The organism is Pedobacter sp. SYSU D00535 (assembly GCF_017355855.1).
Lineage (GTDB): Bacteria > Bacteroidota > Bacteroidia > Sphingobacteriales > Sphingobacteriaceae > Desertivirga.
Genome location: NZ_JAFEWD010000006.1, coordinates 84,649 through 102,618 on the forward strand (window position 1 = coordinate 84,649; position 17,970 = coordinate 102,618).

The 17,970-nt window shown below is 43.6% G+C and carries 13 protein-coding genes and 1 tRNA gene; 7 read left to right on the plus strand and 7 right to left on the minus strand.

Translation table 11 applies throughout. The features are described from left to right. Nucleotides 1-34 precede the first annotated feature (34 nt). The 7 genes from J4N23_RS13755 (at nucleotide 35) to J4N23_RS13785 (ending at nucleotide 7,498) form a co-directional block, all read left to right on the plus strand. Nucleotides 35-1,045 carry a bifunctional oligoribonuclease/PAP phosphatase NrnA gene (locus J4N23_RS13755; RefSeq protein WP_207428134.1) on the plus strand — a complete coding sequence of 337 codons (1,011 nt, stop codon included), beginning with the start codon at nucleotides 35-37 and terminating at the stop codon, nucleotides 1,043-1,045. A 62-nt stretch (nucleotides 1,046-1,107) separates the two neighbouring features. Beyond that, nucleotides 1,108-2,073 carry an FKBP-type peptidyl-prolyl cis-trans isomerase gene (locus J4N23_RS13760; protein WP_207428136.1) on the plus strand — a complete coding sequence of 322 codons (966 nt, stop codon included), beginning with the start codon at nucleotides 1,108-1,110 and terminating at the stop codon, nucleotides 2,071-2,073. A gap of 82 nt (nucleotides 2,074-2,155) precedes the next feature. Then, nucleotides 2,156-3,187 (plus strand): FKBP-type peptidyl-prolyl cis-trans isomerase, encoded by a 1,032-nt coding sequence (locus J4N23_RS13765; RefSeq protein WP_207428138.1) that lies wholly within the window; start codon nucleotides 2,156-2,158, stop codon nucleotides 3,185-3,187. 248 nt (nucleotides 3,188-3,435) lie between these two features. After that, nucleotides 3,436-5,346 (plus strand): molecular chaperone DnaK, encoded by a 1,911-nt coding sequence (dnaK, locus tag J4N23_RS13770; RefSeq protein WP_207428139.1) that lies wholly within the window; start codon nucleotides 3,436-3,438, stop codon nucleotides 5,344-5,346. A 108-nt stretch (nucleotides 5,347-5,454) separates the two neighbouring features. Further along, nucleotides 5,455-6,222 carry a TatD family hydrolase gene (locus tag J4N23_RS13775; protein WP_207428140.1) on the plus strand — a complete coding sequence of 256 codons (768 nt, stop codon included), beginning with the start codon at nucleotides 5,455-5,457 and terminating at the stop codon, nucleotides 6,220-6,222. Nucleotides 6,223-6,273: 51 nt separating this feature from the next. Continuing rightward, a complete protein-coding gene (locus tag J4N23_RS13780; protein ID WP_207428141.1) occupies nucleotides 6,274-7,323 on the plus strand; it encodes an asparaginase in 1,050 nt (349 codons plus the stop codon). A gap of 87 nt (nucleotides 7,324-7,410) precedes the next feature. Further along, nucleotides 7,411-7,498: transfer RNA gene (locus tag J4N23_RS13785), tRNA-Ser, on the plus strand. 125 nt (nucleotides 7,499-7,623) lie between these two features. On the opposite strand, the gene J4N23_RS13790 is transcribed toward J4N23_RS13785, so the two are convergent. The 7 genes from J4N23_RS13790 to J4N23_RS13820 form a co-directional block, all read right to left on the minus strand. Further along, the gene (locus J4N23_RS13790; protein ID WP_207428142.1) at nucleotides 7,624-9,900 is read right to left on the minus strand and encodes a T9SS type A sorting domain-containing protein; all 2,277 of its coding nucleotides are present in this window, start codon (nucleotides 9,898-9,900) and stop codon (nucleotides 7,624-7,626) included. A 4-nt stretch (nucleotides 9,901-9,904) separates the two neighbouring features. Then, complete coding sequence (locus J4N23_RS13795) at nucleotides 9,905-11,692, minus strand: response regulator (protein ID WP_207428143.1); 1,788 nt, start codon at nucleotides 11,690-11,692, stop codon at nucleotides 9,905-9,907. Nucleotides 11,693-11,731: 39 nt separating this feature from the next. Next, on the minus strand, nucleotides 11,732-12,766 hold the full coding sequence (locus tag J4N23_RS13800) for a hypothetical protein (protein ID WP_207428144.1): 1,035 nt from the start codon (nucleotides 12,764-12,766) through the stop codon (nucleotides 11,732-11,734). Then, nucleotides 12,717-13,304, minus strand: coding sequence for a hypothetical protein (locus J4N23_RS13805; RefSeq protein ID WP_207428146.1), 588 nt, complete (start codon nucleotides 13,302-13,304; stop codon nucleotides 12,717-12,719). The genes J4N23_RS13800 and J4N23_RS13805 overlap by 50 nt, the downstream gene beginning before the upstream one ends. Nucleotides 13,305-13,343: 39 nt before the next feature. Next, nucleotides 13,344-16,100, minus strand: a complete 2,757-nt coding sequence (locus tag J4N23_RS13810) for a hypothetical protein (protein ID WP_207428148.1) — start codon at nucleotides 16,098-16,100, stop codon at nucleotides 13,344-13,346. A 160-nt stretch (nucleotides 16,101-16,260) separates the two neighbouring features. Continuing rightward, the gene (locus J4N23_RS13815; RefSeq protein WP_207428149.1) at nucleotides 16,261-17,142 is read right to left on the minus strand and encodes a PepSY-like domain-containing protein; all 882 of its coding nucleotides are present in this window, start codon (nucleotides 17,140-17,142) and stop codon (nucleotides 16,261-16,263) included. Between the two features lie 91 nt (nucleotides 17,143-17,233). Further along, entirely contained in the window at nucleotides 17,234-17,935 is a 702-nt protein-coding gene (locus J4N23_RS13820; protein WP_207428150.1) for a LuxR C-terminal-related transcriptional regulator, read from the minus strand. Nucleotides 17,936-17,970: the final 35 nt, after the last annotated feature.

Consider the following 17,970-nt stretch of genomic DNA (forward strand, 5'->3'; position numbering starts at 1 on the left):
AGGTTTTTAATAGCTTTGCATTCTTCGAAAAAAGATGCAGGAGTTAACTACGTTAAAGGAACTATTAGCGCATCCGCGGCATATAGTAATTACCACCCATCATAAACCAGATGGAGATGCGATGGGTTCTTCGCTTGGCTTGTATAATTTTCTGATTCAGAAGGGACACCATGTGAAGGTTATTACTCCTACTGATTACCCGATTTTTCTACATTGGCTTCCTAATAATCCTGAAGTGATCATCTTCACTGAAAAAGGAGAAGAAAGTAAAAAGTTGGTTCAGGAGGCTGACCTTATTTTTTGTCTCGACTTCAATACGCTTAGCAGGATCAATGAACTGGGAGAGATTGTCAGGGAGGCAAAGGCGAAAAAAGTAATGATCGATCATCACCTGGAGCCGGAAGATTTTGATGATTTCAGGCATTGGACGATAAATGCCTGTGCTACTGCTCAGCTGGTATATGACTTTATTGCCAATGTTTTACAGGAGCCCCAACTAATTAATAAGGATGTGGCCACCTGTCTTTATACAGGGATCATGACAGATTCTGGTTCGTTCCGCTTTCCAACTACGACACCGGAAGTGCATCATATCGTTGCAGATCTTATTTCCAGAGGTGCCGAAAACTGGAAGATTCATCAGTTGGTATACGATAATTTCTCGGAGAATCGTCTTAGGTTTCTTGGTCACTGCCTTTTAAATAAATTAGAGGTGCATGCGGAATTTAATACTGCAATTATCGTTGTATCTCAGCGGGAGCTGCAGGAGTATGGAATTTCAACCGGCGATACCGAAGGTCTTGTCAATTACGCGCTTACTATCAACGGTATCCGGCTGGCGGCGCTAATTATTGAACGGACCGACAAGGTGAAATTATCGTTACGGTCAACAGGAGATTTTCCGGCTAATGAGATTTGTAAGAAATACTTTAATGGCGGCGGGCACAGAAACGCGGCCGGTGGACAATCCGATAGAAAGCTTTTAGAGGTAGTTTCGGATTTTAAAGCTATTTTGCCAGAGTATAAGAGTCTATTACTAGTATAAAAATTAACCAAAAGAATGAACCCTTGTAGAAGGGACTATTTATTTAACAACAAATTATTGAAATGAAAAAAAACTTAATTGTTTTAGGATTTGCAGTGCTTGCGTTTGCAAGTTGTAAGCAATTTAAAAAAGGGGAAGGGGATTTGCAGTACATTATCCATGAGGATAAAGATGGTGCTACTATAAAAGAAGGCGATTTTATTGCCCTTAAGGCAATTCAAAAAACAGAAGAAGATTCTGTTTTATACAGTTCTTTCGATTTTGACCGTCCGGCATTTCTTGTTCAGCAGAAATCTGCTTTCAAGGGAGACTTATATGCTGGCTTGGCAATGCTTAGTGAGGGAGACAGCGCTACTTTCAAGATTAATCTTGATTCTATGCAGGCCAAAATGGGAATGCCTAAGCCTCAAAATACCAAAGGCAAGTACATGGTATTTAATGTGAAGATCGATAAAGTGATTCCTAAGGGAAAAATGAACGATCAGCAGTTCCAGGGAAAAGTAGAGCAGTTTATGAAAGCTGAAGTTGCTCAGGCTAAAAACAAAGAAGCTGGAAAAATTACCGGTTATATCTCATCTAAAGATTTAAAGCCAACAGTGACGGTATCTGGACTTAACTATGTGATCAATAAACAAGGAAACGGACCGAAAGCATCTGTAGGTGATACCGTAAGATTGAACTATACAGGAATGTTCTTAACCGGAAAGGTTTTCGACACAAGTGATCCTGCAGTGGCAAAGAAGAACAATACATTTGATCCAATGCGTCCGTACGAGCCGTTAAAGGTTCCTGCTGGTGTTAATAGCACTATTCCAGGTTTTGATGAAGCCTTGTTACTTTTCCCTAAAGGCACGAAAGCAACAGTGATTATTCCTTCAAAACTAGCTTATGGAGAGCAGGGAAATCAAGCAATCCCGCCGTACACGCCGTTAGTTTTTGATATTGAAATTTTGGATATCATCAAGGCAAAACCTGGCAGTACACCGGCTACACCGCCGGCAGTTCCACAGATGCCAGCAACAAGATAAAATCTGAAAGCCTTCGCAAGAAGGCTTTTTTAATAATGCCCCGAAATACTAAAAGATAAGGGGAAGAGTTTTAGTAACATTTATGAAGTTAAAAAATATTATTGCCGTATTGTTGCTGGTTGCATCGGTGCAGGCGTTCGGTCAAAGCAATGCAGGGATGCAACGGATGACAAATGGCGTTCTTTATAGGATTTACACCAAGAATGATAATCCAAAGATCAAGTTGAACGATGTTATCACCTTCAATTTCGTTCAGAAGACCGATAAGGATTCCGTGCTTTTCAGCAGCTTCGAAGCAGGAAGGCCAGCTCAGATCCAGGTTCAGGAATCTAAAAATATAGCTGACCTGATGACGGTATTTCCTCTTTTAGCTGCCACTGACAGCGCTCTAATCAAGGTTCCAACAGATTCTTTATTCAAGGGTGCCGAAGATCAACGCCCTCCGTTTTTTCCAAAAGGCAGTTATCTCTCCTTTGTATTAAAAATCGAGAAAGTACAATCGCTTGAGGAGGCAATGGCTGAGCAGCAGAAAGTCATGAATGAGATGAAATCTCAGGAAGCCGCTGCTTTAGCAAAATACGCAGCCGGTTCGTCAACCAAATTTACCGCAACAAATTCTGGCCTTCGCTATGCTATTGCAAGGCCTTCAGTAAAAGCAAAGCCGATGAAGGGAGATACTGTGCTGGTGAATTATATTGGCAGAACCTTGAATGGAAAGCTGTTCGATACCAGTATTGAGGCAGAAGCTAAAAAAGCAGGTCTGGAGCAGCCGGGAAGAAACTATGAGCCGATCAGCGTAGTAGTTGGTCAGGGTCAGGTCATTCCAGGTTGGGATGAAGGACTACTGCTCTTTAATGAGGGAGCTAAAGGAAGTTTGCTGATTCCCTCTGATCTCGCTTATGGAGCCCGCGGAGCAGGAGAGGATATTGCGCCTTTCTCCCCCTTGTTATTCGACGTAGAAATTGTAAAGGTTAAACGTGTGAAGAGGGCCGCTACTCCAGCAAAACCTGCCACTACTGTTAAGAAGCCGGTTTCTAAAACACCAGTAAAGAAGCCCGCATCCACAACAGTTAAGAAACCGACGAGTACAACTAAAGCTCCGGTGAAAAAATAGAGAGAAACCTCCTTCGGGAGGTTTTTTTTATGCCTCGTTCCCCTGTTAATCACTTTCAACCTATAGCTTTTTCTGACCTTCTCCTTCGCTGGTTACTGAAATTCTGTCACGCTGTCATTTTACTTTCTTCTCATCTTGTCGGTTTTATTTTGCAATTCCTGTCAAATTGATGTCACGCTGCTCTTGGCATAACCCTTGTTAAGGTTGGGTAACATTATTGTTGAACAATCTTAAAAAGGAAATATATCATGTCAAAAATTATTGGTATCGACTTAGGAACAACTAACTCCTGCGTAGCCGTGATGGAGGGTAATGAGCCTGTAGTTATAGCTAACAGTGAGGGAAAGCGCACAACGCCGTCTATTGTAGCGTTTGTGGAAAATGGCGAACGGAAAGTTGGTGATCCTGCCAAACGCCAAGCTATTACTAACCCTACAAAGACAATTTACTCTATCAAGCGTTTTATGGGTAACAGCTACAATGAGGTTAGCCGTGAAATTGAGCGCGTACCATATACAGTAGTAAAAGGCGATAACAACACCCCACGTGTTGAAATCGATGATAGGAAATATACACCACAAGAAATATCTGCCATGATCCTTCAGAAAATGAAGAAGACCGCAGAAGATTTCTTAGGACAAGAAGTTACCGAGGCCGTAATTACAGTTCCTGCTTATTTTAATGACGCACAACGTCAGGCTACTAAAGAGGCAGGCGAAATCGCCGGTTTAAATGTGAAACGAATCATCAATGAGCCAACAGCAGCGGCACTTGCTTACGGTTTGGACAAGGCTCACAAGGATATGAAAATCGTGGTGTTCGACTGCGGTGGTGGTACACACGACGTGTCAGTTCTTGAATTAGGAGATGGCGTATTCGAAGTAAAATCTACAGACGGTGACACCCACTTAGGTGGTGATGACTTTGATCAGGTAATTATCGATTGGTTGGCATCTGAGTTCCAGGTTGAAAATGGAATGGACCTTAAGAAAGATGCAATGGCGCTTCAGCGCTTGAAAGAGGCCGCTGAAAAAGCTAAAATTGAGCTTTCAAGCTCTACTCAAACGGAGATCAACCTGCCATACATCACTGCTGATCAGACTGGTCCGAAGCACTTGGTTCGTACACTTAGTCGTGCTAAGTTCGAGCAATTGGCAGACAGCTTAATCAAACGTACTATCGAGCCATGTCGTTCAGCGTTAAAAAATGCAGGTTTGTCTACTTCCGATATTGATGAAATTATCTTAGTGGGTGGTTCTACACGTATCCCTGCTATCCAGGATGCTGTTAAATCATTCTTCGGAAAAGAGCCATCAAAAGGTGTTAACCCAGACGAGGTAGTTGCAATTGGTGCTGCTATCCAGGGTGGTGTATTAACCGGTGAAGTGAAAGATGTACTGCTTCTTGACGTTACTCCGCTTTCATTAGGTATTGAAACTATGGGTGGTGTAATGACACGGTTGATTGAAGCTAATACTACTATCCCAACCAAGAAATCAGAAACGTTCTCTACTGCTTCAGACAATCAGCCTTCTGTAGAAATCCACATCCTGCAAGGTGAGCGTCCAATGGCAAACCAAAACCGTACAATTGGTCGTTTCCACTTAGATGGAATTCCACCAGCACCTCGTGGTGTGCCTCAAATTGAAGTAACTTTTGATATTGATGCAAACGGAATCCTGCATGTATCTGCAAAAGATAAAGCAACAGGTAAAGAGCAAAAAATCCGTATCGAAGCTTCTTCCGGTTTATCCGATGAGGAAATCCAAAAAATGAAGCGTGAAGCGGAAGCAAACGCTGAAGCTGACAAGAAAGCGAAGGAAGAGATCGACAAGTTAAATGCAGCTGATGCGCTGATCTTCTCCACTGAAAAGCAGTTGAAAGAATACGGAGACAAGATTTCTGCAGAGAAAAAGGATCCTATTGAAAGCGCTTTAGGCAAACTGAAAACTGCACATGCAGCCAAAAACTTTGCCGATATCGATGCAGCACAAGCTGAGCTACAAAATGCATGGAATGCGGCTTCTGAAGAGATGTACAAAGCAACTAACGGAGATCCGAATGCTCAGGCAGGAGCTAATCCTGGCGCAGCAGCCAACGGCGGTTCTAACAACGCAGGCGATACCGTAACTGACGTTGATTTCGAAGAAGTTAAATAAAAATAATTAACTATAGATCAAGCCGCTTCGGAAGAAGCGGCTTTTTTTGTAGAAATGCCTATAATAAAAGCGGTAAAATAGGGTTTAGAGATTAATATTTTTGCCTGAATGGTTTTAACAGATACCCACACACACCTTTACTACGAATCAGATCCTGAGAAGCGAAAGCTGTTGATGGACAGATGCCTAAGCGGCGATATCACTCGTCTTTTTCTGCCGAATGTAGATGTTGAGTCCATTGGAAAAATCGCAGATTTGGTTCATGCTTATCCTGATAATTGTTTTCCGATGTTAGGCTTGCATCCCTGCGACGTGAAAGAGGGGTTTAGAGAGGAGTTAGCTGTCATAAAGTCCGCTTCTAAAGATTTGCAGATCGTGGCAGTGGGTGAGATAGGAATTGACCTCTATTGGGATAAAAGCACCTTACCCTACCAGGTGGAGGCTTTTAAAGAGCAGATTGCCTGGGCAAAGGAGCTTAACCTACCAATAGTGATTCACTGCAGAGACGCTTTTGACGAAGTGTATGAGGTGTTGGTCTCAGAGAAGGGAGAGGATTTGCGTGGAATATTCCACTGCTTTACCGGTACTCTTGAGCAGGCCCAAAAGATAATTGCGCTTGGTTTTTATCTGGGAATTGGCGGAGTAGTAACGTATAAGAATGCAGGATTAGATAAAGTAGTTGCGCAACTATCTCTGGAAAATATCGTATTAGAGACGGATGCTCCTTATTTAACTCCCGTCCCTTTTAGAGGTAAGCCGAACGAAAGTAGTTATATAACCTATATTGCTAATAAAGTAGCAGAGCTAAAGGGCATGAGTTTACAAGAGGTTGCTGACATTACCACGCAAAATTCAAAAAACATATTTAAGGTTTAACAAAGCAATTCCTTTCCTATATTTAGGGGGAAAATTTACGAATAGAGCTTAATGACAAAGGTGCTGATCATTTATACAGGTGGAACCATTGGGATGGTTAACGATAAGGCAACCGGGGTTCTGCGTCCTTTAGACTTTGCTCATATTCACGAGAATGTTCCCGAGCTGAAGCGTCTGCCTTACCAAATTACCGTACACTCATTCAACGAGATTATTGACTCGTCGAATATGTCACCGGCTATCTGGGTAGAACTTGCCACCCTGGTTGAGGAAAACTATGACTTGTATGACGGGTTTGTAATTCTCCACGGCTCAGATACAATGGCTTTCACTGCTTCTGCTTTAAGCTTTATGCTCGAGGGACTGAACAAGCCGGTAATTTTTACGGGCTCTCAGCTTCCCATAGGTGAAATCAGAACTGATGCAAAGGAAAACCTGATTACGGCCCTTGAAATTGCATCAGCCAAACTGAATGGAAAAGCCCGTGTACCTGAGGTTTGTATTTACTTTGATTTTCAACTTTTCAGAGGGAATAGAGCTTTCAAGTATAATTCCGCGAAGTTCGAAGCTTTTCGTTCTCCGAATTATCCTGTTTTGGCAGAGGCAGGTGTGCACCTTAGATACAATGATGCCAGCATCCGCAAATGTGACGACTGTATATTTAAAGTGCATAAGCGGCTTGTTAATTCTATTACTGTTTTAAAGCTTTATCCGGGCATCAGTAAGGAAACAGTCTCGGCCATTGTGAATTCCAAGACGGAGGCAATCATCCTTGAAACTTTTGGTGCCGGAAATACAATGACAGAGAAGTGGTTTCTTGACTGTCTTGAGAGTGCCATTAAAGGAGGAAAAGTTATCCTCGATATTTCACAATGTAAGGTAGGAACAGTAGAGCTTGGGCGCTACGAAACGAGCCGCGACCTGAAGAATATGGGAGTTGTGAGCGGCTTCGATATGACCTATGAAGCCGCGGTTACCAAACTAATGTTCTTGCTGGGCAGAGGCTACACACTGGACCGGCTTGCGCGTCTGTTGGAAACAAACTTGAGGGGCGAGCTCAGTAAGACGCCGCTTGCAGTGCCTGCAAAGTCTGTTTTTTAATAATGAATACTATTTTCAAGGAGTTAGATCTTTTGTGAAGATTATTGTTCACGATAAGGTTATTTTCTTATTTTTGCACCTCCTCACGGAGAGGTGTCCGAGTGGTTGAAGGAGCACGCCTGGAAAGTGTGTATACCTCAAAAGGGTATCGAGGGTTCGAATCCCTCTCTCTCCGCAAAATCAAATGCTACCCAGCGGGTGGCATTTTTTGTATAAGATTAGCTTTCTACTTCAATAGCAAATCCAAAAGAAAAGGCCTTCTTGCAAGTAAGAAGGCCTTTTCTTTTGGATAATTTAGTATTAATGTTTTACCAATTTTGTACTGGCCAAAAGCGAGTTGGTACTAGCATCGATTATCTGTAAAATATATACCCCTGTTGGCAATGCCGAAACATCGGCTTCGAGCGCTTGCATCGCAGCTATTTTTGTCGTTTTTACTTCTTGTCCCTGGAGGTTTAGAAATCTTAAAATAGTTGGAGATTTCCGGTCTGCGGTTTGTACAACTATCTTGTCCGTTGCTGGATTTGGATAAACCGTATAGGAAGCGGTGTTCTCAAACGAATATTTTAGGCTCACTGTCTGTGAATAGTTGTACCGTCCAATCTCATCAAACTGTTTGATCCGGTAGGAGTTCGTCCCATTTACTGGGTTTTCATCCACAAAAGTGTAGCCCTCGTTGTTTGCAATTGCTCTCACGGTAGACACAGGCGTGAAACTATCACCATTCACTGCTTTCTCTACCTCAAAACGATCCGCCCTATTTGACGTGGCTACTGTCCATTTTACTTCTGCGCCACGAACTTCTTTTTTGGCTGATACAGAAAGAAGACTTTCAGACAAAACCGTCGGCTTGTTGAACAGGAGCACAAAACGATCGTTGCCGGAGCTGGCAGCAACTGACTTGTCTATTGTGAAAGTATATTCATCGCCCAAGTTCACAGCTGTCACCTTGTTCAGATAGTTATCCTTAAGGAATATTTGAGCACCTTCAATTGCAGATAGATCAGTAAATTTTAGGCGTAAGGTCTGTCCTGCAGGACCGGTCACTGACAATTTCAACTCCTGTACCTCCTCCAATTGTGGCATTCCGTTAATAGAAAGCTTCTTATCGTCAGCAGATAGTGTAGAGATGGATACAGTGCTACCCGCCCAAAAAATAGCATCTTCCATACCTGACTTCGCGCTATTGCCCGGTTTAAACACCGATACAGTTTCTTCTGTATTTAAATCATCTTGCAGGCTCATTCTTAACTGCTTGATGATCCTGGGAGAACTGAACGAGGTTCTGTTGGAGTACGACTCAGCGTTTAGAGCAAGCGACTCCTGAAAGGAAGCAGACATTAATCTTTCCGGAGTCATAGTAGGAACCTTACAATTTTCGGTGAAAGTGAGTGATGCGCCGGTACCTTTAGCACGTACGTAAAAACCCTTACCCGGCATGATGTAACTGGCGTTGGGGGTTCCATTTATTACTATGCCCTCTTTGTAAGTAACATAACTTCCCGTTTGAGTTGGAATTACGAGCTCGTCGTGCACAAGATCCAAATCTTTAGTCACCAGGGTCCAGTCGATTACGCATGGGTAGGGATTTCCTACCAGATTAAACCCATTATAGTCAATATCATCACTGTGGAAAGTATAAGAAAGATTTACAGTTTTATTACCTTGATTTACCGGGCCCCGGTAGGTTACTACCTGTGCTTCCGGGATAGCAAATGGCGCATTTACTTTAGCGCTATAATTGGTGCGATTGCCCCGATAGAAGACAAATACTCCGGTGCCCGGGTTAAGCCGGTCGGTGATGTTTTCTATAGCAGTAAATTGATTTACTCCCCGTTTGACTGTCTCGTTGTATTTGTTTAAGCTGGCACTTTGAGGTGCCGCGCTTCCACCAAGATCGAATCCTTTATTCGTACCGCCCGGGCCTGTAATTATCATGTGAGATTGCAGTTGCTTATAGGTATTAACGGCGGCCGCAGCATCGTCTATTGGGGTAGAAATAGGTCTTGAAATGCGATGCCGTGCAGTGCCTCCACTAAAATGAGCTTGCACATTTACAATTCCTGATACAGACGCACCATCAAGAAGCGGCCCGATATTAGCGTTGGAAGTTTCAGTGGCCAAAAGAGTTAGCAGTCCGTTAGCGTTTAAAGTGGTACTGCTACCTACAGTAACAATGTTTTGAACCGAAGCCGAGGTATTCACAGTTTTCGTTCCTGTTCCGTTGGCAGTAAGGTTGTAGAAGTAGGAGGGGGTAGAACCCTGTAGACTTTGAGCCCCTGAACCGTTTAACACAACGGTGGCTCCACTATTGGTAAATCCCGAGTTAGTTGCATTGTTTATCCAGTTGCCGCCAAGACTAATTGTGCCGTTACTACTTTCGTTTTTGATAACTCCACTAGCTTCACTTCTGTAATTGCCGGAAGTACCATTAATATTTATAGTGGCGTTATCTTTAACTACCACATTTGCGCCATTATTAAACAGCCCCTGGGTAAAAGAAACATAAGGCATTGCAACCAACGCTAGCAATCCAATTCTTCTTATAGCTCCCCGGTTAATCGTAAAGAAATTCATGACGTTAATGTTTTAGTTTGCTATGCATAGCCCATTTTTCGAGCAGGTTTACCAGCTCTTCCAGTTTTACCGGCTTGCTTATATAATCGTCCATTCCGGACCTTAAACACTCATCTCTATCCCCTTGTAATGTATTAGCTGTCATTGCTATAATTACTGGTTGCACATTTAGACATAATCGGATCATTCGGGAAGCTTCTAGTCCATCCATCTCAGGCATCTGTACGTCCATCAGAATTACATCGTAAGTCTTTTGGCTTACCTCCTCCAATACTTCCTTTCCATTGTTCACGATCATCGGCTCATATCCAAGTTTGCCAAGTACCCGGATAACTACCTTTTGGTTCATCACATCGTCTTCGGCCACCAGAATATTGAGTGGATACTGTTTGGCGAAGTCCACCGATAGCTTAGATTGATCCGCAGATAAGGTAGTTTTGTTTTTATTCCGAAGCGCAGCAATCACCTGTTCTTTCAATCTATGCTGCCTGATCGGCTTGTTCAAAATTGAGCTGAATAGGCCCGGATGCTTTTTATGTTGGGTATCTCCCGTTTTATTCAATAGGATAATCGGAAGGTTAGGATGCTGTTCATTCACCAGTTTGGCCAACTGAATTCCGTCCATTTCCGGCATTACTAAGTCGATTAACAGAAGATCAAAGGCTTTATCGGAAGCAAGATGCTCGAGCGCCTTCTTTCCGGATTCCGTTGTCGAGGTGTTTAAACTCCATTTCGCCAACTGTCTTGAGAGCAGGTGCCGTACGCTTGCATTGTCATCTACAATAAGAATCTTTTTGTCGTCCAGTCCTGCCATATCAGCTTGTACCGAACGGACCACCTGAGGACTCGTCCTGGTTACAATTGTAAACCGGAACATAGAACCGCGCCCTTCCTGGCTCTCAACAGAAATACTTCCGCCCATCAGGTGTACCAGGTTTTTGCAGATGATCAAGCCATAGCCTTGCGACTCATCGTGATAATGACTATCGGCTAGTTGTTTCGCAATCTGGCTTTCCTTTATGAGGTTCATCCCAGAACCAGTATCCCTAACTTCAAATTGCAATTTTATCTGATTTTCGTCATCGGCCTCTGCAAGATGAACTCCTACGAAAATCTCCCCCTGGTGCGTAAACTTGATAGAGTTTTCAATCAGGTTCATTAGAATCTGATGCAGACGCATAGTGTCTCCCACAATCAGTGAGGGTACGTCGCTGTCAATACTGTAGACCAAATCCAGGTCTGCTTGAGCGGCCCGGGCTGCAAAGATGTCCAGTACTTCCTCAACAGCGATTCTTAGGTTAAATTCCTTTACCTCCAACTCTTTGCCAGACTCTACCTTGGAGTACTCCAGGATGTCATTCATCAAAATATCATTGGTAAGCTTTAGCAGGGATTCGCCCGACTCGAGGATGGTAGAACTGTATTCCATCTGCTCTGCGGTGAGCGGAGTCTCTTTTAGCAGCGATGCCATACCCATCACGGTGTTCATCGGAGTGCGAATGTCATGGCTGATCTTTGAAATGAGCGCGCTTTTATTTTTGTTCGCCAGGTCGGCCTCGTCACGGGCATTTTGCTCGTTCTGCCTGGAATAGGTAAGCATCTCCGTCCGCTCGAGCAGCTGTCTTTTCAAGTCGGATATGTCATGCTGAAGATTTTTGATTTTGGAGCGATGGAAGAAATACGCGCCAATAATCAGTACTACTACAATAAGCAGTTCAATCCACCATGTAAATCCAAACCATGAAAGGAAGATATTTCCCTTTTCAATTACCAGAATGCTACTTGTATACATAAGCTATAAATTTTGCCAGCCTCTTCAGGATGACCGACCTTACTCCTTCGATGTTACTACCGGTACATTTCGGACGCGGTAGGAGACGATGGAATACGGTGTGCTAAAGTCTTTAAACGTATTATTTTCTGTAAAAGATTCGGCGTCTTTTTTAGTGTCAAAGCCGGTAAGCCAAAGTTGATGTTTACCGACAGTCATGTTTTTCGCCCCAAAGGCAGTGGCTAGCTTTGCCTGCATCTCGAGGGTCCCCTCATGGTTTTTAAACGGACCGAGAGCTACCGCGTACTGCTGCTCATTGCTATTGCTTCTTCTGCTCGGGGGCGTTTTTTCTGCATAGGCTGAATACGTCGCTACCTTTATGTGTTTTACCTCAGCAGTTTGCGGAGGTTTTACCGCCGCCACAATTTTAGGAGCCTCTGGTAGGGGAAGCAGCGGTTTCACTTCCGGGGCCGCTTTCGTCTTTTTACCACGGGTGTTTAATTCGAAATTCAGGCCGAATACAAAGTATTTATTTTTTCCGGAAGGGTTGTAGACATAAAATGGAAAGGAAAACTTTTTATAGCTCAGTTCAACCACGGCTCCTTTTTCAATAACCGATTTCGTCTTATAATTCTGCGTCTGTTGCGCAGAAATCCCGGCGGATAGCCAGTTGGTGAGTCTAAAAGAAAGGTCGCTCCAGTGATAAAAGAAGTTGTCTTTCACTCGGTGCATGGACAAAGTATACTGCGGTTGAGAATAGAGGGATAGTCTGCCATAGTCAACAGACAGATTTGCACCGACAGAGCCGCCCGTGTATCTGCCGAGGACAACCCCGGCAATGGGAGTAAAGTTCCAGCTTAGTTTTCCCTCTCTCTCGAAGCTTTGCCCCGTGTAAACCGACAAACTGTTCAGATCCTCATAGTTGTATCGGGCCTCCACATATCTACCATTTTTCAACTCATAACTCCAGATGGGTGCTACTACAAAAGCGCTGCCCGTTCCAGTATAATATTGCTGAAAGGTAGCTGTGCTCTGTGCCTGAAGGCTAAGCTGCCACAACCCTAAGATTATCAGAAATAACTGACTTTTTCTCATTTTGGATTAGGATTAGTTCGGCAGTAGCTAACTTGTTCAATAATAATATTTCTTTGAGATGGGAATTCCAGTTGAAAATCAGCTCATCAATAGGATGAAAGAAGATCACCCACGAGAATACGTCCAGCAAGTGACGAACCCCAGAGCTGTACAAGTATTTCTCATCCACCATATTTGGTAATACTACGTTAAGAATGATTACAATGATCAGACTCACCAGTAGTACTCCCCAATTACGACGCTTGAACTTCGTAAACTGCCGCAGACTTTCTGCTTTCTTCTCGTTGAAGTGAGTGCGGATAGCATACATCACCGGCTCCGCATACTGTTTATCGATCTCGTTAGTGCATTTTATTTTGTAGAAGATAGGGTCGTACCTTTTAGCACTTGACACCGACGCCAAAATATATTGCTCAAACTGATGACTCAGCTGACGTTTGTAAATAGGCGAAGGGTCGTGCTTGTTGAAGTACCCGTCAATAGAGGGCTGATCTAATGTCAAATAGACATTTACGCTTTTTGAATTAGACTTGCTCATGTTTTTTCTATCTCTCTTGTAAATACATCTTCCGCCTCATTAAAGAGCCGTACTCTCCATAATTTTATACCAAGTAGTCCCGTCGGACTGGACCATAATGCTTCCATATTGCCTTTCTAGGTTATGAGAAGTTGCTCCGTCTATTCGCTGAGTACTCACACTAGTTCTAACCGTTACATTCGCGGTCGAACTATCAATTTTCTTTATAAAAAAGACTCGACCTGGAAATGTAGCTGCGTCAGGTAGATAGATACTTATTGTGGTGTTTGGAGGGTCAGCAAGTACCGTGTAATCGTCGATTGTAATAGTATAGTTGGTAGTAACTTTTTTTAGAGATTGAGAGAAGGTAACACCTGTTGAATTAAGTCGAAATTTTTCAGTCGTTTCGCCTGCACCGTTAGTGGAGTAGAGTGTGAGGTTTTTATCTGGGGTTCCATTACCAATCACAAAATCGTCGCCTGTACTAAACAAGTAGGCCTTATTGGGACCTCCAAGCGTACCCGCCTCCGCGTTAGTGCCGCTATTAATCCCCATGTTAATGTAGTTTACATCTTCATTTCCGTTATTAGCCGTAGCAACAATATCAGAACTGGCCTCAGCGCCGCCGTTTTGATTTTGAATATTTATCTGGAGGTAGTCCGGGTTGTTTCCTACAATCTTTATAGCGTCTATCGTCTCGGTGCCTGCATCTATATTTAGGCCTCCCGTTTCAGGCACTCTCATTCTTTCCACATTACCCGTTTTAAACACTAGAGGTTTTGCATCTAGTGTGCCGAGGAAGTAATTGTTAATTCCCATGTTAGTTCCGCCTAACCCCCAGGCATTGCTGGAGCCTACAGTTACAGACGACGGGGCTACCCGCTTGATTACACCATTACTCATTGTAAGGACGCTGTCGGTTGTTGAGCCCGTTTGTACTCCATCAAGTTTTAGGGGGTTTATTCCGGTCACGTGAAGCTTGTTTCCAGGGGTAGTATTTCCTATACCAACATTCCCGGCAACGTCAATACGCATTTTCTCAGTATTGTTAGTAATGAAGGGTAATGCGAAATTTGAGGTGGTTCCAATCTTTTGCTCCGCGGTTACCGCATTACCTCCCCAAGCCCAGCTATTAGTCGAGGGGGTTAAGGCAGAAGCAGCCAGACGCTTTATAATGCCATTTTTGATAGTAAGGATACTATCCGTGCTGGCTCCAGTCTGCACTCCATCGAGTCTCACCGCGTCATTTCCTACTACGTGAAGCTTCGTAGCAGCATTGGACACGCCCAGACCCAAATTACCAAGCCTGTTAATCGACGCAAGGGTAGTGTTTGCCGAATTTCTCCATTCTGTTAAATTGGCTGTCTGCGAGGCGGAATTACCTTGAACTACCAGGGCGTTGCTTGCGTCTCTTTGTGATTTGATCAACACTCCAACGTTTGCTACTGGTGCCGCATACGCTGGAAGGACGTCGCTTTGGCGGTCACCGGCTAAAATTGTAGTGTGATAAGATCCCATTTGGAGTGATCTTCCTCCACCGCCCTGCCAGAATATATCTCCTCCATCTCCACCAATCCTGAAGTCTCCACTACCCGCGGTATTTGAGAAAAGTAGTTGAGCAGGAGTAGTTCCTGTACGTCTTACTTCTATAATGTCTTTCACCACCAAGTTGTTAGCTGGATCGGTAACACCGATACCTACCTGTCCTGTCCCTGTTATACGCATCCTCTCATTATTGTGAGTAGTGCCACCTGTAAAGAGTTTCAGATTTCGGGATGCAGTGGCGTTGCCAATTACAAAGTCGCTACCGGTGGAGTACAGATAGCCGGTGTTGGGAGCAGAAGTAATACCAAAGTCAGTAGTAGGATTGGTAGTAGGACTTATTGTTGAGTAGCCAGAGGAGTTGATACCGAGATTAACAAAGTTCGCGGTTTCAGTCGCATTGTTAGAAGAAGCAACTAAGTCCGAGCTCGCTTTCGCTTCACTGCTTCGGTTCTGTACATTCAATTGCAGGTAATTGTTTATAGACCCTTTTCCACTAATAACATTGAAGGACGTTGTCGTACCCGCATCAACAAGTAGCTTTTCAGTAGGTACTACCCCATCGACTGGGGTAGTCGTGAAATTGGAAGAACCGACGCCGACACTACCTGTATTGTTGCTATAAATATTAGATCCGGAAGTTGTCCACTGGCTACTGGAGGAGGTGCCCGAAGATGTGAACCTGTTCCACGCGTTATTATACCAGTAGTAATATCCAGGGGTGACGTCGTTAGCTGACGCCGTATTGAAAACAAGGAGAGAAGTTGCCGGGCTGGTAATGGGGGAAGCCAAGGTTGTCCTTGTTAGAGCTACTTGTGGAATCAAAATACCTTTACTGGTAGAGCTTGCATTGAATAGAGCAGAAGGTACAGAAGTGGAAGTACCTAAGTTGACGTTTCCAGTGGAGTAGCTCACATCGTTCCCATTGGTAGTCCACTGACTGTTCGAACCCGTGGTTAACTTCACCCATTTCGCTCCGTCCCAGTAGTAGTACCCTTCCGTTACGTCACTTCTTACAATGGAGTTAAACACCAGCAGCGATTTTTCGGGGGATGGGATGGTAGTAACATCTGTAGTTCCGGTCAGTTCTACCCGGGGAATGAGCAGTCCTTTGTTAGAAAAATCGATATCTAAACCCGCCGATGCTTTTGGGCTAGTTCCCGTAGAATTTATTCCTACGTTTTGAGAAAAGCCAATTTTCGATATCAAAAAGAGGACAAAAAATGTAGTAAACTGTGCTCTCGAGTAAAAATTTCCCATAATGAAGCGTTTCATTTATATCCGCCTGTATACGGCTGATAGTTTTCATGGTTACGCCTAGTTCTATTTTTTAACCTACAGGAAAGCCAGTTAAAAAGGAGCGAGCTAACTCTTTTAAATGCGAAAAAGAACGGCCAAGGCCGTTCTTTCTGTTAAAAGTGTAAAAAGTTTGCTGTTATCTGATCACGACGCTTTTCGCGAGCTGGCCGCTGGCATCGAATTGAAGTCCATACTTTGTTCCGCTTGCATCTATAAATACTACGTATGATTGTACTGTAGTATTAGATCGTATAGCGAATGCCCTGTTGAAGACATAGCCAGGAAATGTAGTAGTAAGGTAAGCTGCAATGGTGGCCGGAAGTTGTGCTTGTGCGATAGCAGTCTTTTTACCCTTGTGCGCAATAATCTGTGCCCTCTTTATGAATAAACTTGTCGAGCTAAAGGCGGTCGCATATAGACCATTGTTCGTGCTGATTACTACTACGCTTCCATCTTTGTTTCCGTGCGCATGCAGAAGGGTGTCTGTAGGGTAGCTTAATTGGAAGTATGCTTTAATAGCGGTAGAAAGGGAAGTCAAGGCGATGGTATCGCGGTGCTTGCCATCACGCCCGTCAAAGCGGCCGCCGTGTTTCCAGCCTTTTCCTCTCAGACTACCCCGCTCGCGTTGCTCAAATACTTTAATAAAATTACCGTCAGCATCAAACAGTAAACCAACAGGTTTATCCTGATAGTTGATTACTACGATAAAGTTGTTTTGCGAGCTCGCGTTGAGCCGGAATGCTTTTTTGAGGGTATAGCCGCTGTAATAGGTAGAAAGGTAAGTGCCGATAGCAGACGGCAGCTGATCTGCAGTGATTGAGTCACGTGTAGTTGCTACAGAACCGGTATTGACAATATAAACGGCATCGGCAGATGCGGAGGATTCGGAAACGAGTATCGCCTGGCTATCTTCTACATCATTTGCCGGATCAGTTGCATCTTTCTGGCAAGAGGTGGCGGTAACGCTGAGTACCGCAGCACCCATAAATAATTTGGTAAAAAATCTAAGTGTTTTCATCTTGCTTTATTTGTGTGAATTAATGTTTGATGGAACGAAACTATTTTGGCAAGATGAAAATTGGATGAAGAAGCAAAACTTTTTGAAAAACTCAGATTAAATTGAATGCTCTTGCGTATTGAGCCAGCTCGTAAGATGTGTTTGCTTTTAATTTTTGCCGGATATTTCTGCGGTGGGTGTCAGCAGTGGCGGTAGAGATAAACAGTTCACGCGCTATTTCGTGTGAGCTTTTCCCTACCGCGAGCAGTTTAAGAACGGCTTGTTCGCGCTCACTCAGCTGTGAAAATTCGTGGTAATGTTTTTTTAGGAAGTCATTTTCATCCAGCAAACGCTGCACTTTCGGGGTGTTGTGATTTTCGGGGTCAATAGGAGCTGCAAAATTGATCGTGAGCAGCGGTTCGCCATTTTTGTTTCTCGCTAAGATTCTGATCGTGCTCATATACCAACTCCACTCATCGGCTTCCGAGGCGCGTACTTGCTGGAAGAATGAGATTACTTCGTCCGTATTGTTGCGTTGGAGAAGTCCCATAATTTGGGGAATATAATCTTTTGCATCTTCAGGGTTGAAGAATTTATTGTGGTATTCTGGACCCAATTCCTGAAGCTGTTTTAAAGAGAAGCCTAACATTTTCTGTCCTCGCTCGGACATGTAGACTACCTGCAGCGTAATTATATTGTGAATAATAATCACGCCGGGAAAGTCATTGGCCACCGCATCTATTCCCTTTATTTTTTCAACAATCTCCTGTGGTAGATCTTCCTGATTAAACTGTTCAAGTAAACTCTCTTGCATCTAAACGCATCCGAAATTATAAATATTCACATTTT

Coding starts and splice junctions, on each gene's coding strand:
- J4N23_RS13755 (WP_207428134.1), top strand. CDS start 35: ATGCAGGAGTTAACTACGTTAAAGGAACTATTAGCGCATCCGCGGCAT.
- J4N23_RS13760 (WP_207428136.1), top strand. CDS start 1,108: ATGAAAAAAAACTTAATTGTTTTAGGATTTGCAGTGCTTGCGTTTGCA.
- J4N23_RS13765 (WP_207428138.1), top strand. CDS start 2,156: ATGAAGTTAAAAAATATTATTGCCGTATTGTTGCTGGTTGCATCGGTG.
- dnaK (WP_207428139.1), top strand. CDS start 3,436: ATGTCAAAAATTATTGGTATCGACTTAGGAACAACTAACTCCTGCGTA.
- J4N23_RS13775 (WP_207428140.1), top strand. CDS start 5,455: ATGGTTTTAACAGATACCCACACACACCTTTACTACGAATCAGATCCT.
- J4N23_RS13780 (WP_207428141.1), top strand. CDS start 6,274: ATGACAAAGGTGCTGATCATTTATACAGGTGGAACCATTGGGATGGTT.
- J4N23_RS13790 (WP_207428142.1), bottom strand. CDS start 9,900: ATGAATTTCTTTACGATTAACCGGGGAGCTATAAGAAGAATTGGATTG.
- J4N23_RS13795 (WP_207428143.1), bottom strand. CDS start 11,692: ATGTATACAAGTAGCATTCTGGTAATTGAAAAGGGAAATATCTTCCTT.
- J4N23_RS13800 (WP_207428144.1), bottom strand. CDS start 12,766: ATGAGAAAAAGTCAGTTATTTCTGATAATCTTAGGGTTGTGGCAGCTT.
- J4N23_RS13805 (WP_207428146.1), bottom strand. CDS start 13,304: ATGAGCAAGTCTAATTCAAAAAGCGTAAATGTCTATTTGACATTAGAT.
- J4N23_RS13810 (WP_207428148.1), bottom strand. CDS start 16,100: ATGAAACGCTTCATTATGGGAAATTTTTACTCGAGAGCACAGTTTACT.
- J4N23_RS13815 (WP_207428149.1), bottom strand. CDS start 17,142: ATGAAAACACTTAGATTTTTTACCAAATTATTTATGGGTGCTGCGGTA.
- J4N23_RS13820 (WP_207428150.1), bottom strand. CDS start 17,935: ATGCAAGAGAGTTTACTTGAACAGTTTAATCAGGAAGATCTACCACAG.